The 17099-nt window shown below is 69.5% G+C and carries 17 protein-coding genes and 1 tRNA gene; 11 read left to right on the top strand and 7 right to left on the bottom strand.

Features of this window, described 5'->3' with window-relative positions:
- Positions 1-14: 14 nt before the first annotated feature.
- From BR31_RS0110380 to BR31_RS0110355, 6 genes are all read left to right on the top strand, one after another.
- Positions 15-836 (top strand): LytR/AlgR family response regulator transcription factor, encoded by an 822-nt coding sequence (locus BR31_RS0110380; RefSeq protein WP_051637278.1) that lies wholly within the window; start codon positions 15-17, stop codon positions 834-836.
- Positions 833-1207, top strand: coding sequence for a hypothetical protein (locus tag BR31_RS0110375; RefSeq protein WP_425528689.1), 375 nt, complete (start codon positions 833-835; stop codon positions 1205-1207). Before BR31_RS0110380 ends, BR31_RS0110375 begins: the two co-directional genes overlap by 4 nt.
- 18 nt (positions 1208-1225) lie before the next feature.
- The gene (locus tag BR31_RS0110370; RefSeq protein ID WP_037176187.1) at positions 1226-2992 is read left to right on the top strand and encodes a sodium/solute symporter; all 1767 of its coding nucleotides are present in this window, start codon (positions 1226-1228) and stop codon (positions 2990-2992) included.
- Positions 2993-3209: 217 nt separating this feature from the next.
- Positions 3210-3569 carry a DUF485 domain-containing protein gene (locus BR31_RS0110365; protein WP_027500898.1) on the top strand — a complete coding sequence of 120 codons (360 nt, stop codon included), beginning with the start codon at positions 3210-3212 and terminating at the stop codon, positions 3567-3569.
- A complete protein-coding gene (locus tag BR31_RS0110360) occupies positions 3569-5203 on the top strand; it encodes a solute symporter family protein (protein ID WP_027500897.1) in 1635 nt (544 codons plus the stop codon). Before BR31_RS0110365 ends, BR31_RS0110360 begins: the two co-directional genes overlap by 1 nt.
- Positions 5204-5234: 31 nt before the next feature.
- A complete protein-coding gene (locus BR31_RS0110355; protein ID WP_027500896.1) occupies positions 5235-5666 on the top strand; it encodes a type II toxin-antitoxin system Rv0910 family toxin in 432 nt (143 codons plus the stop codon).
- 6 nt (positions 5667-5672) lie between these two features.
- On the opposite strand, the gene BR31_RS0110350 is transcribed toward BR31_RS0110355, so the two are convergent.
- The 4 genes from BR31_RS0110350 to BR31_RS0110335 all read right to left on the bottom strand — a co-directional run bounded on the left by BR31_RS0110350 (position 5673) and on the right by BR31_RS0110335 (position 10052).
- Positions 5673-6494 carry a tyrosine-protein phosphatase gene (locus tag BR31_RS0110350; protein ID WP_051637277.1) on the bottom strand — a complete coding sequence of 274 codons (822 nt, stop codon included), beginning with the start codon at positions 6492-6494 and terminating at the stop codon, positions 5673-5675.
- A 112-nt stretch (positions 6495-6606) separates the two neighbouring features.
- Complete coding sequence (locus tag BR31_RS0110345; RefSeq protein WP_027500894.1) at positions 6607-7506, bottom strand: ABC transporter substrate-binding protein; 900 nt, start codon at positions 7504-7506, stop codon at positions 6607-6609.
- 61 nt (positions 7507-7567) lie between these two features.
- Positions 7568-8677, bottom strand: coding sequence for an esterase-like activity of phytase family protein (locus BR31_RS0110340; RefSeq protein WP_027500893.1), 1110 nt, complete (start codon positions 8675-8677; stop codon positions 7568-7570).
- 178 nt (positions 8678-8855) lie between these two features.
- Positions 8856-10052 (bottom strand): lipase family protein, encoded by a 1197-nt coding sequence (locus tag BR31_RS0110335; RefSeq protein ID WP_037176185.1) that lies wholly within the window; start codon positions 10050-10052, stop codon positions 8856-8858.
- Positions 10053-10296: 244 nt separating this feature from the next.
- Here BR31_RS0110335 and BR31_RS0110330 point away from each other — a divergent pair, with 244 nt between their 5' ends.
- Complete coding sequence (locus BR31_RS0110330; protein WP_027500891.1) at positions 10297-11280, top strand: TIGR03086 family metal-binding protein; 984 nt, start codon at positions 10297-10299, stop codon at positions 11278-11280.
- 18 nt (positions 11281-11298) lie between these two features.
- On the opposite strand, the gene BR31_RS0110325 is transcribed toward BR31_RS0110330, so the two are convergent.
- Positions 11299-11374 (bottom strand) — tRNA-Arg (locus BR31_RS0110325).
- 66 nt (positions 11375-11440) lie between these two features.
- Positions 11441-11890: a DUF6069 family protein gene (locus tag BR31_RS0110320; RefSeq protein WP_027500890.1), complete on the bottom strand. Its 450-nt coding sequence runs from the start codon at positions 11888-11890 to the stop codon at positions 11441-11443.
- A 135-nt stretch (positions 11891-12025) separates the two neighbouring features.
- On the opposite strand from BR31_RS0110320, the gene BR31_RS0110315 reads away from it, so the two are divergent.
- Together BR31_RS0110315 and BR31_RS0110310 are read left to right on the top strand one after the other, a co-directional pair.
- The gene (locus tag BR31_RS0110315) at positions 12026-12973 is read left to right on the top strand and encodes an NADP-dependent oxidoreductase (protein WP_037176183.1); all 948 of its coding nucleotides are present in this window, start codon (positions 12026-12028) and stop codon (positions 12971-12973) included.
- A 282-nt stretch (positions 12974-13255) separates the two neighbouring features.
- A complete protein-coding gene (locus BR31_RS0110310; protein WP_231496434.1) occupies positions 13256-14176 on the top strand; it encodes an antibiotic biosynthesis monooxygenase in 921 nt (306 codons plus the stop codon).
- Here BR31_RS0110310 and BR31_RS28165 read toward each other — a convergent pair.
- A complete protein-coding gene (locus BR31_RS28165) occupies positions 14148-14969 on the bottom strand; it encodes an SDR family NAD(P)-dependent oxidoreductase (protein WP_051637275.1) in 822 nt (273 codons plus the stop codon). The two genes, BR31_RS0110310 and BR31_RS28165, sit on opposite strands and share 29 nt — an antisense overlap.
- Positions 14970-15084: 115 nt before the next feature.
- On the opposite strand from BR31_RS28165, the gene BR31_RS0110300 reads away from it, so the two are divergent.
- Both BR31_RS0110300 and BR31_RS0110295 read left to right on the top strand, forming a co-directional pair.
- Positions 15085-16125, top strand: a complete 1041-nt coding sequence (locus BR31_RS0110300) for an LLM class F420-dependent oxidoreductase (protein WP_027500887.1) — start codon at positions 15085-15087, stop codon at positions 16123-16125.
- A gap of 102 nt (positions 16126-16227) precedes the next feature.
- On the top strand, positions 16228-17013 hold the full coding sequence (locus tag BR31_RS0110295; RefSeq protein ID WP_027500886.1) for a hypothetical protein: 786 nt from the start codon (positions 16228-16230) through the stop codon (positions 17011-17013).
- Positions 17014-17099 lie beyond the last annotated feature (86 nt).

Below are 17099 nucleotides of genomic sequence, written 5' to 3'. Positions count from 1 at the left end.
ACGATGGTTCCGTTGTGACGCAGAACTCCGAAGGGCCGACCATCGCCCCGCTGACCGTGCTTGCCGTCGACGATGAGCGCCCCGCCCTCGACGAGCTGGCCTACTTGCTGCGCGCCCAGGACGCGGTCGGTGACGTCCTCACCGCGAGCGACGCCACCACCGCGCTGCGGGTGATCAAGGACCGTCTCGGCAGGTCAGCCGCCATCGACGCGGTGTTCCTCGACATCAACATGCCCGGCCTCGACGGGCTGGAGCTGGCCGGGGTGCTCTCCGCGTTCGCGGATCCGCCCGCGGTGGTGTTCGTGACCGCGCACGACGATCGCGCGGTCGCGGCGTTCGACCTCGGCGCCGTCGACTACCTGCTCAAACCGTTGCGGGAGGAGAGACTGGCGGAATCGGTCCGCAGGATCGTCGCGCTCAAACAGCAGCACGAGCGTCGCGCGGGCGCGGGCAGGTCCGAGCCGGATGCGGACGAGGTGATCCCGGTCGAACTCGGCGGCGTCACGACCCTGGTTCCCCGGTCCGCGGTGGCCTGGGTGGAGGCGGACGGCGACTACGCCAGGCTGCACACGGCGACCGGATCGCATCTGGTGCGGATCCCGATCTCCGCCCTGGAGAGCCGCTGGGAACAGGCCGGATTCCTGCGGGTGCACCGCTCGTACCTGGTGTCGCTGCAGCTGGTCACGGGGATCCGCAGCGTCGGCAACGGCACGGTGGTGTGCCTGCGGGCCGTCGGCGACGGCCCGGCCGTGGAGCTGCCGGTGAGCAGGCGGCACACCAGGGAGCTCAAGGATCGGCTGGTGCGCGCGCCGCGGCAGAGCTGGACCGGCCGGTGACCGCGCCCGGGGGAGCGCCGAGGGCCAGGGAACGGGTGGTGCTGGCCAAGCGGCACGGCGCCCGGATCGTGCGCACCAGGGTGGAGGTCCAGGAGCAGACCGAGGTCGGCGACGCGATGATCCGCGGACTGGTCCGCGCCCAGCTGGGGCTGGCCCTTCGGCTGGCCCTGCTCGCCGCCGGGCTGCTGTCCGCCGTGCCGCTGCTGATGATCGCCTTCCCCGGGCTCGCCGAGGTGGAGGTGCTCGGGATCCGGCTGCCCTGGTTGGTCCTCGGGGTGCTGGTGTACCCGATGCTGCTGATCGTCGGCAGGCTCTTCATCGGGCGCGCGGAACGCAACGAGCAAGAGTTCGTCGACCTGGCCGACGACTGAACGCGGTTGGTAGCCACGGTGTCCGGACAGTCCATCCCGGTGGCCACGGTGCTCGGCCTGCTGGCCGCGGCGGTGGCGACGGTGGCCATCGGTGTCTACGGCGTCCGGCTGGCGCGAACCACCTCCGACTTCCTGGTCGCCTCCCGCAGCGTCGGTCCACGCTGGAACGCCGCCGCGATCTCCGGTGAATACCTTTCGGCTGCATCGTTTCTCGGTGTCGCCGGGTTGATCGCCAAGTACGGCGCGGACGCCCTCTGGTATCCGGTCGGCTTCACGGCGGGCTACCTGGGGTTGCTGCTGTTCGTGGCCGCACCGCTGCGCAGGTCCGGTGCCTACACGGTTCCCGACTTCGCCGAGTTCCGTTTGGGATCGACACGACTACGCAAACTCGCCATGGTGGTCGTTGCGGTGATCTGCATCCTGTACATGGTTCCGCAGTTCCAGGGTGCCGGCCTGACGGTCGGCATCCTGCTCGGCATCCCCACATGGGTCGGCGCGGTCGCGGTCGCGGTGATCGTCATCGCGAACGTGGTCGGCGGCGGAATGCGCTCGATCACCTTCGTGCAGGCGTTCCAGTACTGGCTCAAGCTGACCGCGGTCGCGGTGCCGGCCCTGGTGCTCACGGCGCACTTCCTCGGTGAGGAACACGATCTCGGCTCGCCCGCCCCGCCCACCGTCGCGGAGCGCACCACGGTGGAGATCACCACCGATGTCGTCGTCCAGGTGTCCGAGCCGGTCGCCGCAGGCGTCCGCGGAACCCTCGACGGTGCGGAGGTGGACGGCACGGTCACCCTGGCGCCGGGCGAACACGAGCTGGGCTCGGGCACCGCGCTGATCCTCGAGGCGGGCTCGCCGGTGCCCGTGGTCGCGGGCGCACCCGCCACCGACGCCGACTGGCTCGAGCCCGGCTCCGGGCTCGGCGGTGAGCACCCGCTCTTCCAGGTGTATTCGCTGATGGTCGGGATCTTCCTCGGCACGGTGGGGCTGCCGCACGTGCTGGTCCGCTTCTACACCAACCCGGACGGCCGCACGGCCAGGAGGACCTCGCTGGCGGTGATCGGCCTGCTCGGGGTGTTCTACCTGTTCCCGACCCTGCTCGGGGTGTTCGCGAGGCTGTGGGTGCCGCAGCTGCTCATCACCGGCACCTCGGACGCGGCGGTGTTGTTGCTGCCCGGGTCGGTGCTGTCCGGCCCAGGCGGTCAGTTGCTGGCCGCACTCGTCGCGGCCGGGGCGATCGCCGCGTTCCTGTCGACCTCCTCGGGGCTGCTGGTCAGCGTCGCGGGTGTGCTCAGCACCGACGTGCTGCGCGGGCGGGTCCGCGACTTCCGGGTGGCGGCGGTGCTGGCGGGCGTGGTGCCGCTGCTGCTCGCACTCGGCATGGTGTCCGTCGACCTGTCCAGGACCGTCGGGCTGGTGTTCGCCGTCGCGGCGTCCACCCTGTGCCCGCTGCTGGTGCTCGGTATCTGGTGGCGCGGGCTGACGGCGGTCGGGGCTGCGGCCGGGATGGTGACCGGCGGCGTGGTGGCCGGGGCGGCGGCGCTGCTGACCGCGGTCGGCGGGGCGCCCGGCGGCTGGGCGGAATGGACGAGGACCGGCTGGTCCGGGGCGGTGGTCGGCTATCCGGCCGCGGTGAGCGTGCCGCTGGCGTTCCTGGTCATGGTCCTCGTCAGCCGGGTCACCCGCGGCCAGGTGCCCCAGGACATCGGGCGGACCTTCACCCGCATGCACGCGCCGGAACGGCTCGACGTCGGCAGGGACAGGGAGACGGACCTCCGGTCCCTGTGAGCACTTCTGGCCCCTATGGACCCCATAAGTACTCACAGGCGGCGCAGCCGCCTACGCCGTTCGCCCGTTCGTCGTGTGGTGGCGACCGCCCGGCGCGCGATTCGACGGTTCGGCGTGTGACCGTCGCCACAGCCTGTCCCTGTGACCTGTGTCTCATTAACGTCTGTGCCCTGCCGGTCCTCACGGGATCTGGCCCCCACTGACCGAGGAGTCCGCAGTGACCACAGCCGACCTGATCCCGGAGAGGTCGCCCGAGCGACCGACCCCGGACGCACAGGCCTTCATCGACATGCAGGCCAGTCCCGAGTTCCAGGAATTGCGTAGCCGGCTGCGGCGCTTCGTCTTCCCGATGACAGCGTTCTTCCTGGCCTGGTACGCGACCTACGTGCTGCTGGCCACCTACGCGACCGACTTCATGGCCACCAAGGTGATCGGCAACGTCAACCTCGGGGTCGTCCTCGGGCTCGGGCAGTTCGTGTCGACCTTCGTGATCACCGCGCTCTACGTGAAGTTCGCGAACCGCGAGCTCGACCCCCGCGCCACCGCGATCCGCGAAGAACTGGAAGGACCGGCCTAGTGACCACTCTCGCAGCGGGTGCGGCCTCGGTCGGCAACCCGGCACTGAACATCGCGATCTTCGTGGCGTTCGTCGTGATCACCATGACCATCGTGATCCGAGCGAGCCGCACCACCAAGAAGGCATCCGACTTCTACACCGGCGGCGCCCAGTTCTCCGGCCCGCAGAACGGCTTCGCCATCGCGGGCGACTACCTGTCCGCCGCCTCCTTCCTCGGCATCGCGGGCGCCATCGCGGTCTACGGCTACGACGGGTTCCTCTACTCGGTCGGCTTCCTGGTCGCCTGGCTGGTGGCGCTGCTGCTGGTCGCCGAATTGCTCCGCAACACCGGCAGGTTCACGATGGCCGACGTGCTCAGCTTCCGGCTGCGTGAGCGCTCGGTCCGGATGGCGGCCGCGCTGTCCACGCTGGTGGTCTCGCTGTTCTACCTGCTCGCCCAGATGGCGGGCGCGGGCGGGCTCGTCGCACTGCTGCTGAACATCAACGGCAAGGTCGGCCAGGGCATCGTCGTCGCGGTGGTCGGGGTCCTGATGATCGTCTACGTGCTCGTCGGCGGCATGAAGGGCACCACCTACGTGCAGATGGTCAAGGCGGTGTTGCTCATCCTCGGCGCCGGAATCATGTTCGTGCTGGTGCTCTTCGCGGTGAAGGGCAACTTCTCGCAGCTGCTCGCGGACGCCCAGGCGATGGTCAACGGCTCAGCCAACGAGGCGGTCGCGGGTCGCGACATCCTCGCGCCCGGCGCGAAGTACGGCATCAGCTCCATGTCGCGGCTGGACTTCATCTCGCTCGGCCTCGCCCTCGTGCTCGGCACCGCCGGGCTGCCGCACGTGCTGATGCGCTTCTATACCGTGCCCACCTCGAAGGAGGCCCGGCGGTCGGTGACATGGGCGATCGGCCTGATCGGGGCGTTCTACCTGTTCACCCTCGTGCTCGGGTACGGCGCCGCCCGCATGGTCGGGCCCGACAAGATCCTCGCGGCACCGGGCAAGGAGAACTCCGCCGCGCCGCTGCTCGCGTTCGAGCTCGGCGGCACCATCTTCCTCGCCGTCATCTCGGCGGTGGCATTCGCAACCATCCTCGCCGTCGTGGCCGGCCTGGCGATCACCGCCTCGGCCTCCTTCGCCCACGACATCTACGCCAGCGTCATCAAGCGGGGCAAGGCATCCGAGGAGCAGCAGGTCCGGGTCTCGAGGATCACCGTGGTGGTCATCGGGCTGGTCTCGATCGTCCTCGGCATCCTCGCCATGGGGCAGAACATCGCCTTCCTGGTCGCGCTCGCCTTCGCCGTCGCGGCCTCCGCGAACCTGCCGACGCTGCTGTACTCGCTGTTCTGGAAGAAGTTCAACACCACCGGCGCCCTGTGGAGCATCTACGGCGGCCTGATCAGCTGCCTCGTGCTGATCGTGTTCTCGCCCGCGGTGTCCGGCAAGCCCTCGTCGATGTTCCCGAGCGCCGACTTCGACTTCTTCCCGCTGGCGAACCCGGGCATCGTCTCCATCCCGCTCGCCTTCCTGCTCGGCGTCGTCGGCACCTACGTCGGACGCGCGAAGCAGGAGAGCGCGGCGAAGCAGGCCGAGATGGAGGTTCGCTCCCTCACCGGGGTCGGCGTCGAGAAGGCCGTCGCCCACTAGCGGCGCGTTGACTGTTCGCTACGATTCGTCAATGGCGAAGCTGAAGGTGTCGATCGATGTGCCGTTGTCCCCGCAGGAAGCGTGGGAGAAGGCAAGCGCTCTTGACGAATTCGAGAAGTGGCTCTCGATTCACGACGGCTGGCGCTCCGAGATCCCCGAGCAGCTGACGAACGGGACCACCGCGGAGTCGGTGGTCTCCGTCAAGGGGATGCGGAATCGGATCAAGTGGGTCATCAAGGAGTACAACCCGCCCAAGACCCTGCTCCTGAAGGGGGACGGCAAGGGCGGCGTCAAGGTGAACCTCACGCTCTCGGTGACGCCAAAGGGTGACGGCGCCGAGGTCGGTTTGAACATCGACCTCGGCGGGGCGCCGCTGTTCGGCCCGATCGGGTCCGGTGTGGCCCGCGCCCTCAAGGGCGACATCGAGGGCTCGCTGCGCACGTTCGTCGCCCTCTACGCCTAGGTCGGCCTAGGCCAGGAGCTTGGCCCGCAACATGTTCACCGCGTTCTGATCCAGTCCGAGCCCGTCGCGCACGTAGCGGTCGAAGCTGCCGTACAGCCGGTTGACCTGATCGAACGCGGCGTCGAGCCAGGACTGTTCGACGGCGTCGCTGCGGCCGAGGAAGGTGTTGCTGGCCAGGAAGTCCGCGTTCACCGTCGCGCGGGGGACACCGAGGATGGTCAGCAGGACGGCGGTCGCCCATCCGGTGCGGTCCTTGCCTGCGCTGCAGTGGTAGACGACAGCGCCGCTCTTGTGCTGTGCGATCGCGGTGAGCAGGCTGCGGAACGCGGCGTCCGAGCCCTGGAAGGTGACCATGAACGGGTAGCCGATGCTCTGGCCGATGTCCGAGGAACCCTTGACGTGCGCATCGATGATGGCCCGCCCCAGCGTGATCGGCACGAACTCGTGGAACCCGAGCCCGTTGTTCAGGCTCACCACATCGGCGACCTTGTACTCGACCCCGGCGGGCAGGCGGTCGGGTTCGTCCTTGCGCTCCATGGCGTTGCGCAGGTCGACGTCGAGGGTGACGCCCGCCGCGGTGAGCTTCGCCTGGTCGGCGTCGGTGAGCTTGCTCAACCTGTTCGACCGGTACACCAGGTCCTCGCGCACCCGGCGCCCGTCGGCGGTCAGGTAGCCGCCGATGTCGCGGAAGTTCTTGGCCCCCTCGAGCTGAATGTCGGGGGCGGTGGGCTGGGCCGAGGCGGCGGCCGGGACCAGCAGACCTGGCGAGAGCACGACCGCCGCTGCCAGCAGTGAACCGACCAACCGTGCCCGAACTCCGCGTGTCATCCCTGTCCGCCTCTTCGTGATCTCGTGCACCCGACCGCCCCGCCGGGGATCCGAGGGGAGGCTACGGCAGATCGACGACCGGTACCGGGCGTTCGATCGGAATCCGTCTGCGTCAGCTGAGGACCGGGACCCCGGCGGTGTCGGCCAGCCAGGTCTGGGCGAGCCGTTCGAGCGTGCCGTCGGCATAGAGCGCATCGACGGCCGCCGAGACGCATGCCGTCATCGGGCTGTTCTTCTCGAGCACCAGGCCGAAGAACTCGGTGACCGTGTTCGGGCGCGGGAACTGGCCGATGAGTGTGCTGTTGGGCAGATCGGTTGCGGTGATCTGGAATCCGGTCGGGATGTCGACGACCAGCGCGTCGATCGTGCCCGCCGCCAGCGCGGCCTTCGCCTCGTCGTTGGTGGCGAACTCGACGGGGGGCTGCGACGGCCGGATCGTCCCGGTGATCGAGGCCAGGCTGGTGGAGCCGCGCTGCGCGCCGAGCCGGAAGGGGGCGAGCCCGTCGAGGGAATCGACCGCCGCCGCCGGGGTGCCCTTCATCGCGACGATGGACTGCGCGACCGCGTAGTAGGGCGAGGAGAAGTCGACGGCATCGCGCCGATCGCCCACGATGGTGACCTGGTTGATGTCGAAGTCGAACTTCTTCTCGCCCGGTGCGATCGCGTCGCCCCACGGCACCCGGATGAACTCGACCTGATCCGGTCGGTACCCGAGCTTTTCGGACACCGAGCGGGCCACCGCGCCCTCGAATCCCTTGCCGTTCGACGGGTCGTTGTCGACGATCCAGGGCGCGTAGGCCGGTGAATCGGTGGCGATGGTGAGGGCGCCGTCGGCCACGGTGGCCCCGCTGTCCGGGCCGCAGTTGCCGATCGAGGCGGTGGTGGGCAACTTGGTGTACGCCTCGGGAATCGACGTCGGCCCCGCCTCGGACTCGGCTCCGGCGGAACACCCGCCGAGGATCAGTGCGGACACCGCGGCGAGGGAGGCGAGGACGGCGGGCCGACGGCCGATTCTGGACACCCGGACATAGTGCCCAGATTCGGGAAGCAGAGCAATAGGAACGGTCGGTATGTCAGTGGCCGACGGTCAGCAGGTGGAACGTGGTCTTCCCCGCGATGCCGAAGTTGTCGTCGGCCACCAGCACGAGGGTGCGGGTGCCGTCCGGCCGGGTGGGGCCCCAGGTGATGCCCTCGATGCACTCCGGGCTCACGCCTGCGGCGGCGAAGTCGAAGACCAACTCCTTGCGCATGGTCCGTTCGGTGCCGTTCAGTGCGGCCCTGCCCGCGACGTTCTCGGCCCCGTGGACGCCGGTCCGGTAGATCCTGACGGAAAACCCGCCTGCCGCCGAGACGTTGCGCTCGAGCACCAGGTAGTCGGAGTCGCCGATCGCCAGGATCTCGCCGATCCCGTTCACCGAGGAGACGGGGTTGAAGGGCTCGCCCGGCGCGAGGCGGATCGGGTCGACCTCGTAGACGAACTCGCCGCGGCCCGCGCCGGTGGCCCGGTCCAGTCGCAGGAACCGTGACCGGCTGCCGACCTGGTCCGAGATGGCCGGACCGTCCTGGGCCAGGGCGTTCTCGCCTGCGGCGGTGATGGTGCTCCCGGTGCGGTCGACGGTCATGGCCTCGAAGCCGAGGTTGTCCCGGAATCCCGACGGTGGGGCGACCTTCGGGGTGTACGCCTCGGGCAGCGCGTAGTCCCGCAGGAACCTGCCGTCGCGGGCGGTCTCCCGGACGAATCCGGGCAGGCCGATCCGCGCGGATCCCTCGCTGGTGTACAGGAGGGAGTCGGAGCCGGGCAGGTAGCGGATCGACTCGGTGTCCGCGGTCTTGGGGGCGAACGGGGCCTGGGTCGTGTCGAGCAGGGCGGTCTGGCCCGTGAACTCGGCGGTGGTCAGCCTGCCGGCCTGGTCGAGGGGCAGGCGCAGCGAGTAGTAGCGGACCGGACCCTGTTCGCCGCGGTTGTCGCTGATGGCGACGTACTCGCCCCGCTGCGCGTCGTAGTCGATGCCCGACAGTCCGCCGATCGGGACACCGTCGAAAGGGGTGCCGGTGGGCACTGTCACCGAGTTGACGTAGGTCAACTCGAGGTGGCCGTCGGCGGACCCGCTGGAACCGGCGGATCCGAAGTCCGGGACGGCGTTTGCCGCCGGTGCGGCACACAGGAGGAGGGAGGCGGACACAGCGACGGTGCCGACGAGCCGAACTCGCCTTCGGGTGGAGCGCATCACCAGATTGGTTACCAGCACGAAAGACCCACTCTCGACTCAGTTTTCGGCGCCGGAACGGCGCGCGATCCCTGAGCACCGTAGGTAGGCGCCGGGAATGGTGCGTCCCACGTCTCCCGCTGGGTGGAACCGATCAGCAGTGAGTGGGGGCGGGGTCGCCGCGGAAGCGGGCCTCGACGTAGTTCCATGCATCGCCGAAACCGGCCGCGGCGGTGGTCATGTGCTCGGCGATGTCGTACGGCACGAACGTCAGGGGTGCTCCGGCCGCGCAATACCGGTGGGCGACATCGGCTACCGCGTCATAGGGGGTCAAGCCGTCGTACATGCCGTGCCAGATGTAGATGGGCGCGGTCGGGATCGTCGGGTAGTACCGGAGGCTGTTCTCGCGTAGGACGCTGAGCGCCTCCGGACTTCCCAACAGGCTGGTCGAGGCGGCGAGCTGTTCCGCGCTGCGGAACACGCCGTGGAAGAGCAGGAATCGCCGGCATTCGTTGGTCACCCAGTCGCGGAACCACATGCCCGTCGGGTTCAGCTGCGACGAGACCGGCAGCCGTTCGGGGTACTCGCGTTCGAGTCCCATGGCCGCCGCGAAGGCGAGGCCGAAGCCCGGATGCGGGTTGAGGCCGAGGCCCTGCACCATTTCCCAGAGGTCCGCCGGGATGCCGCCCGCGGCCACCCCGGCGAGCTTCAGCTCGGGCGCGTAGGTCGGTTGCAGCGCCGCCGCCCAGGCACTCGCCATCCCGCCGCCGGAGTATCCGGCAAGGGCGACCGGGCTGTTGGCGAGGCCGAGTTCGGCCACCTTCTGTACGGCGCGAACGCTGTCGAGCGTGATCAGACCGCCGAGTTTCGCGGCACCGTAGGCTCCGGTCGGCCCGGTGTGATCGGGCACCGACACCGCCCAACCGCGGTTGATCGGCAGGTACATGCCGGGGGCGTCCTGCAGCTCGCCGTTGAACAGTGACCGCGAGGGGTTGCACTTGGTGCCCAGCGAATTGATGATCGCCTGGTAGGAGACCAGCGGTGGGTTCTTGATGCCGTGGGGCAGGAACACCGTGGTCATGCCGAGGATGGGTTTGCCGGTGGAGTTCGTCGACCGGAACGCGACTTGCCAGCCGTCGCTGTTCGCGTACAGCGAGGCGTCGATGGGGCGGACCCGGACCACGTCGCCAGGGCGCAGATTCGCTAGGTCGGGCGGGGCCAGATAGAACGGGTCCGGATCGGGCGTGGGATAGAGGGGGCCCGCCGGTGTGGCCGACGCGGGCAGGGCCAATCCCGCCATCAGGAGCAGGACGCCGAGCGTTGTTGTCAGAAGGCGGAGGCGTTGACGCATGCTCGGGGCTCCCTCGCATCGGTCCAAATGCAGTGACGGGCGAACGCGGTGACGAACGTGGCGCGGGCGAACGCGTAACACGCTAACCCAAGGCGCCGACGAGGGCAGCGCGTCGAGACGAAAAAATCTGCCCTGATCACCTTGTCTGCCGTCCAGGTGGTAACCAGTCGGGTGGTCGGTTTCGGGGCCGAACCGGGTGCAACGGCGATATATTCATAGACGGGGGTCGCCTGGAAGGAGACCCGTGACGCAATTCGACAGGACCGTCGAGGTTGCGCTCGAGCCCGACGCGGCGTTCGAGCTGATCAGCCGTCCGGAACGGCTGCGCCGATGGCTGACCGTTGCCGCGAGGGTCGACCTGCGCCAGGGCGGGCGCTACCGGTGGACGGTGGTGCCCGGCCACTCCGCTTCAGGGACGATCACCGAGGTCGTGCCCGGCCGACGACTCAAGCTCCGGTGGTGGTGGGAGGACAGCGACGACCTGCCGCCGGGCAGCTCAACGGTGGCATTGACCCTGACCCCCAAGAACGGGTCGACCGAGGTCCGGTTGGTTCACGACGGCCTGACCGAGGCGCAGGAGCCGAGCCACGCCGAGGTGTGGAATCACTATCTCGACCGGCTGGCGGTCGCAGGCCGGGACGGCGACGCGGGACCCGACGACTGGGCGGTCGCCCTCGAGCCGAGTGACGAACTCACGGGTGCCGAGGCCACGCTCGTCGTGCTGCAACAGGTGCTGCGCGGTCTCACCGCGGACGACCTGCAGCGCCGGACGCCCTGCCGCGATTTCACGGTCGCCGCGCTGGCCGAACACCTGCTCGGGTCGATCAGGAGCCTCGGGTCGGCAGGGGGAGGGACCATGCCCGCCGCCGACGCGCCCGGCGACGTGGAGGTCCGGGTCGCCGACGCCGCCCAGGCGGCGACCGAGGGATGGCGCCATCGTGGCCTCCAGGGCACCGTGTCGCCGGGATCGACCGCGATGCCCGCGACCACTGCGGTGAGCATCATGGCCATCGAATTCCTTGTGCACGCCTGGGATTTCGCCACCGCAACGGGGCAACGGCTCGAGGTGCCCGAGCAGCTCGCGAGCTACGTCCTCGGACTGGCGCAGGGCACCATCGGTCCACAGTCCCGGGAGAGTGGGGACTTCCGGGATCCGGTGCCCGTCGGAGACGATGCGGGGCCGCTCGAACGCCTCATCGCGTTCACCGGCCGGTCGCCCTCGCCCTGATCGGGCGCCTGGCGGTGGTGGTGCCCTCGGCAGGATTCGAACCTGCGACCTACCCTTTAGGAGAGGGTTGCTCTATCCCCTGAGCTACGAGGGCCTCCGGCCCGCAGAGCACCTGCGGGCCGTATTGCACGGTTGGAGTGTAGCGGGTTCGGGTTGACACCTAGCCGTTCGCCCGGCCGACGACCCGGCGGTGGAGCAGTTCGAGGCCGGCCACGATCGCCGCCGCCATCAGCACGTGCATCAAGATCAGCGCGGTCTTCGTGATGCCGTCGGTGTCCGCCATCGCGGCGAGGGCGATGGTGAGCAGGGGCAGCGCCGCACCGACCACCTGGCCGACCCTGATCATGGCAGGCCAGCGCAGGGACAGCAGCACGACCAGGCCGACGCCGATCGCGGTCGGCAACGCCGAGATCCCCACGATTCCGCTCGCGGAGATCGGTTTGGCGGCGCCCTTGTCGATGACCTCGAGCGAGCCGCCCGCGATCCATGCGATCAGGTAGATCGCGAGATTGCCCACCACGGCCGCGGCCGTGGTCGCGACGACCGCCTGCCACCGCCCCAGGCTGAGCTTCGTCGCGGGGGAGGTGGTCGGACGCAGGATGGTGGACATGGCGCGCTCCTAGGAACCGGGTTACTGCCGCGCGGGTCCGCGCTGCATGGGAGAGAGCCTGCAACCTAAACCATTATTGAGGTCAAGCTGGGTCCGGTGAGGAATTCCTTGCTGCGTTTCGCGGTTGTCCAAGGAATGAGCACTACCGAATCCATTGTTGCGAATGCGTTCGGAGGGCCGGAGGTCCTCGCGGTGTCAGAGGAGGAGCTGCCCGCTCCCGCTCCCGGTCAGGTCCTCGTGGAAATGCGCGCGATCGGCGTCAATCCCATCGACTACAAGCTCTACAGCGGCGCCCTCGGCGCCAACGAGTCCCGGCTGCCGCTCCACCTGGGCGCCGAGGGATCGGGCGTGGTGCTCGAGGTGGGAGCGGACGCGGCAGGGCCCGCCGGTCCGATCTCGGTCGGCGACGAGGTGATCGCCTACCCGGGCGAGGGGGCCTACACCCGCAAGCTGGTGCTTCCCGCGGATTACGTCTTCCCGCGGCCCGAGGCGCTGTCCTGGGAACAGTCCGCCGGGCTGATGGTGGCGGGGACCACCGCGTCCGAGGCGATCGTCGTGACCGGGGTCGTAGGCGGTGAGACCCTGCTGATCCACGGCGCAGCGGGCGGCGTCGGTTCGCTCGCCGTCCAGCTGGCGGTGGCCAAGGGTGTCACGGTGATCGGAACCGCGGCGGAGTCCAACCACGAGTACCTACGGGGTCTCGGGGCGATTCCCGTGACCTACGGGGACGGGCTGGAGTCCCGGGTGCGCGCACTGGCCCCGAATGGCGTCGACGCGGCCTTCGACACCGCGGGAACGGATGAGGCGGTGGATGTTTCGCTCGCCCTGGTCGCCGACCGCAAGCGCATCGTCACCATCGTCGCGTTCGGCCGGGCGCAGCAGGACGGCTTCGTCGCGATCGGCGCAGGCAATCCGGACACGCCCCGGATCAGGAAGGCCGCGCGCCTCGGCCTGGTCGAGGCGGCCGCCGACGGCAAGCTCGACGTCGTTGTGGCCAAGACCTTTCCGCTCACGGAGGCCGCCCGCGCACATGCCGAGCTCCAGCGACCGCATCCGCGCGGCAAGTTCGTCCTGATCCCCTGAGGGCCAGGCGCTCCGGCGCGCCGAGTACACGCTGTGGCCACCGTCGCCAACCGCCCGTCGGCCAGGTCGCGGGGGAGTAGATTGGCAGATGGTGCTTGCCGGGCACTCACAGTGGAGGCGTAATCCCCATGACACCAGACGAACTCATGACAACGGCCTGTCGCCGTGCGACGGAATCGGTCGCCGACAACTGGGGTGGGTCCTCGGGTGCGGTCCTCGCCGGCCCCCATTACTGACATGACGCCGCCTGATGCCTCTGCGTCACGACCGTCACCGGCGACAGTGGTCATCACCCAGCGACTCCGTCCGGGTCGCGAGCCCGCCTTCCGGCGCTGGCAGGACGAGGTGGACACGGCGGCGGCGTCTTTTGCCGGATTCCTCGGAACCGATGTCGCCCGGTCGCCTGGCACCGAGTCGGAGTGGACGGTGGTGTACCGGTTCGACGGCGCCGACAACCTGAAGCTCTGGCTCGACAGCGAGACACGGCGAGCGTTGGTGGTTCGGGCCGGGGAGTTCTTCGAGGAATCGCCCTCCCAGTACGTGCTGATCGACGAGGGCCGCGACGAGGCGGTGACGGTCGCCGTGTCGCACCCGCCGGTACCGGGCCGGGAGGCGGAATTCCTCGCCTGGCAGCAGCGAGTCATCGAGGCGGAGAAGGCGTTTCCCGGCTTCCGCGGATCGGAGTTGCATCGCCCGGTGCCGGGGATCCAGGAGGATTGGATCGTCCTGTTCACCTTCGACTCGTCGGAGAACCTCGAGCGGTGGCTGTCGTCGTCGGAGCGGGCGGCGCTGCTGGCGGAGGGCAGGGAGTTCCGGGGCTTCACGGTCAAGCGGATCGCGAATCCATACGGGTCGTGGTTCCCGGCGGGCGGGCCGGGCGCGGCGCCTGCGGCCTCGTGGAAGGCGGCCCTGTCGGTGCTGGTCGGGCTGTACCCGACCGTGGTGATCCTCACCGTTGCCATCGCCGAGACCTGGCCGGGCGCGCCGCTCTGGCTGAGCCTGCTGATCGGCAATATCGCGTCGGTATGCCTGCTGACCTGGGTGGTCATGCCGGTCGTGACCAGGGTGCTGCACTTCTGGCTGGAACCGGAGGACGGCGAGCGGGGCACCGACGCGCGTGGCGCGGCGATCTCGGTTGGCGTGCTGACGGTGTTCGCGGTGGCCTTCTGGCTGGTCACGACGGTGCTGTGGACGCTGCCCTAGCTTTCCCGATCATGCGGGCCAGGATCGGGCGCACGATCGGCTCCACGATGCCGCCTGCGCGCACGAGCACCCGGGTGAGCGGGTCGATCGCGATGTGGTGGCGGCCCTTGTCGATGCCTGCGATCACGGCCGCCGCCACCACGTCCGCGGAGACCGGGGTGATCGCGCCCGACACCGCCACGGTCTCCGGGGGTTTGCGGGTGTTCTCCACCGCGAAGCCCGGGGTGTCGGTGTCCGGGGGATACAGCACGGCGACCGTTACCCCCGCGGGCCCGACCTCGTAGCGCAGGCAGTGCGCGAGCTGGTGCACCGCGGCCTTGGTCGGCCCGTAGCCGGTGTATCCGACGACCCCGATCATGCCCGCGGTGGAACTGGTCAGCACCAGGTGGCCGCGCCCACGGGACACCATCCCGGGCAGCACCGCCCGCGCGGCGTGCACCGCGCCCAGGTAGTTCAGTCGCATCTGCGACTCGAATTCGTCGATCGGTACCTCGAGGAACCGCCCGGGCAACGCGGTCCCGGCACAGGCGACGAGGAGGTCGCAGGGGCCGGAGCGCCGCTCCAGCTCGTCGACCGCCTTCTGGAGTTCGTCCGGATCGGTGACGTCGGCGGACGCCCAGGCCGCGCCGATCGGCTCCGCGGTGGCCCGCAGCGGTTCCTCGCCGCGGGCGATGATCGACACGGCGGCGGCCCTTGCCCGCGCGGCACGCGCGACCGCGGCACCGATGCCCTGCGAGCCTCCCGTCACGATGACGTGCGAGCGCTGCCAGTCGAACGGGGTCCTCTTCGCCACTGCGCGAGCGTACGACTTCGGTCACAAATGGTGGTCGGTTCTGTCATTCGGTTTCGGGGCCGCACTGCGTAGTGTTCGAGGAAGTATTCACATCGAGTCGATTAGAGGTGTCCGGGTGCGAGTCGGAATGCAGATCACCTACAGCGGCGGGTTCGCCGAGACGGTCGCGGAGGTCGCCGACCTCGAGCGTGCCGGCCTCGACATCGCGTTCATCGCGGAGGCGTACTCCTACGACGCGGTCAGCCAGCTCGGCTTCCTCGCGGCGAAGACCTCGAGGATCGAGCTCGCGTCGGGCATCTTCCAGATCTACACCAGGACGCCGTCGCTGATGGCGATGACCGCCGCTGGCCTCGACTTCGTCTCCGACGGCCGGTTCGTGCTCGGTCTCGGTGCGTCGGGACCGCAGGTGATCGAGGGCTTCCACGGCGTGCCCTACACCGCTCCGCTCGGCCGCACCCGCGAGATCGTCGACATCTGCCGGCAGGTGTGGAGGCGCGAGAAGGTCCAGTACGACGGCAAGTACTACCAGATCCCGCTGCCCGCGGAGAAGGGCACCGGACTCGGCAAGCCGCTCAAGCTGATCAACCACCCCGTGCGCGATCGCATCCCGATCGTCATCGCCGCGCTCGGCCCGAAGAACGTCGCGCTGACCGCCGAGATCGCCGAGGGCTGGCAGCCGATCTTCTTCGATCCCGAGCGCGCGAACGACGTGTGGGGCGAGTCCCTCGCGCAGGGCAAGGCCAAGCGCGACCCCAGCCTGGGCGAGCTGCAGATCTACGCGGGCCCCGCGCTGGCGATCGGCGACGACGTGGACCACCTGCTCGAGTGGGTCAAGCCGAGCCTGGCCCTCTACATCGGCGGCATGGGCGCGAAGGGCAAGAACTTCTACAACGACCTGGCCTGCCGCTACGGCTACGAGAAGGAAGCCGCCACGATCCAGGAGCTGTACCTGTCCGGCAAGAAGGCCGAGGCCGTCGCGGCCGTGCCGGACGAGCTCGTGCGCGCGATCTCGCTGATCGGCCCCGCCGGGTACGTCAAGGAGCGGGTCGCGGCGTTCGCCGAGGCGGGCGTCACCACGCTGACCGTGAGCCCGTTGGCGGGCGATTCCGCCGGCCGCGTCGCGCTGATCGACCAGTTCCGCAAGCTCGTCGACTGACCGTCGAGTGTGCACCTCCGGTCGTCGCCCATCGGGCGATGCACCGGGAGGTGCACACTCGACGCGCCTGCGCGGCCGGCCGCCGGTGCCTATTGTCAGGGCATGCGCCCCATGATGGTCGCGACCGTCCGTTCGGAGTGGGTGCGAGCGTGGCGGTGGCCCGCACAGGTGCCGATGACGGTGCTGGGTAATGCGGCGCTCGTCTGCGTCGCCTGGTTCCTCATCCCGCGCAGCTGGCTGTTCGACTTCACCGGCGCGTGGGGCTTCCCGATCGCGCTGGCCGGGTGGATGTACGCGGACGTGTCCGCGACCAACGTGCTGGGACAGGACCCCGCCGACGCGCTGACCGTGCTGTCCGACGGCGCCGCGCTCGAGCGGCTACTGCGGGCCAAGACCATCGTGCTGTGGCTGATGGTGGCACCGGCCTGCGCGGCGGTCGCCCTCGCACTCGGGGTCGTCGAACACGACCTGACGCTGGCCGCACTGATGATGGTCGGGCTGTGCGTGATCCCGCTCGGCCCGCTGGCTCTGTCCGGCTGGGTCGGCGTCGTCTTCCCCTATCACCAGCGGTCCCTGCGCTGGCGGTGGGCGAACCGGCGCCGGTTCCGGTCGGTCGTGGCGCGCTGGCTGATCCTGGTGGTGGTGCCGTACGGGGTGTTCCCGGCCGCGATCGCCGTGGTCCTCGCGGTGCCCCTGCTGATGTTCCACCTGCTGCCCCCGTTCGACGTCGGGGCGGTGCTGACCGCGGACGGACGGGTCGGGTTCGTGTTGTCGGCGAGCGTGGTGTCGGTGCTCGCCTGGTTCGCGGCGATCCGGGGGACGGCGTTCCTTGCGGGTCGCCGGGCGGGGCGGCTGACCGACTACCTCGGCGACGCCGAGCGGGGCTGAGGCCGGCTCAACTCGGGGTATCTCGGGGTGCGAATCTGGGTGTCTTCCTGGATGTGTCGGCCCGGCGGGCAGGCGAGCATCGGTGG

Origin of the sequence: Rhodococcus sp. UNC363MFTsu5.1 (genome assembly GCF_000686785.1) — a bacterium.
GTDB lineage: Bacteria > Actinomycetota > Actinomycetes > Mycobacteriales > Mycobacteriaceae > Rhodococcus_G > Rhodococcus_G maanshanensis.
The sequence above is the reverse complement of the archived record's forward strand: the minus strand, read 5'-3'. Positions and strand labels throughout refer to the sequence as shown.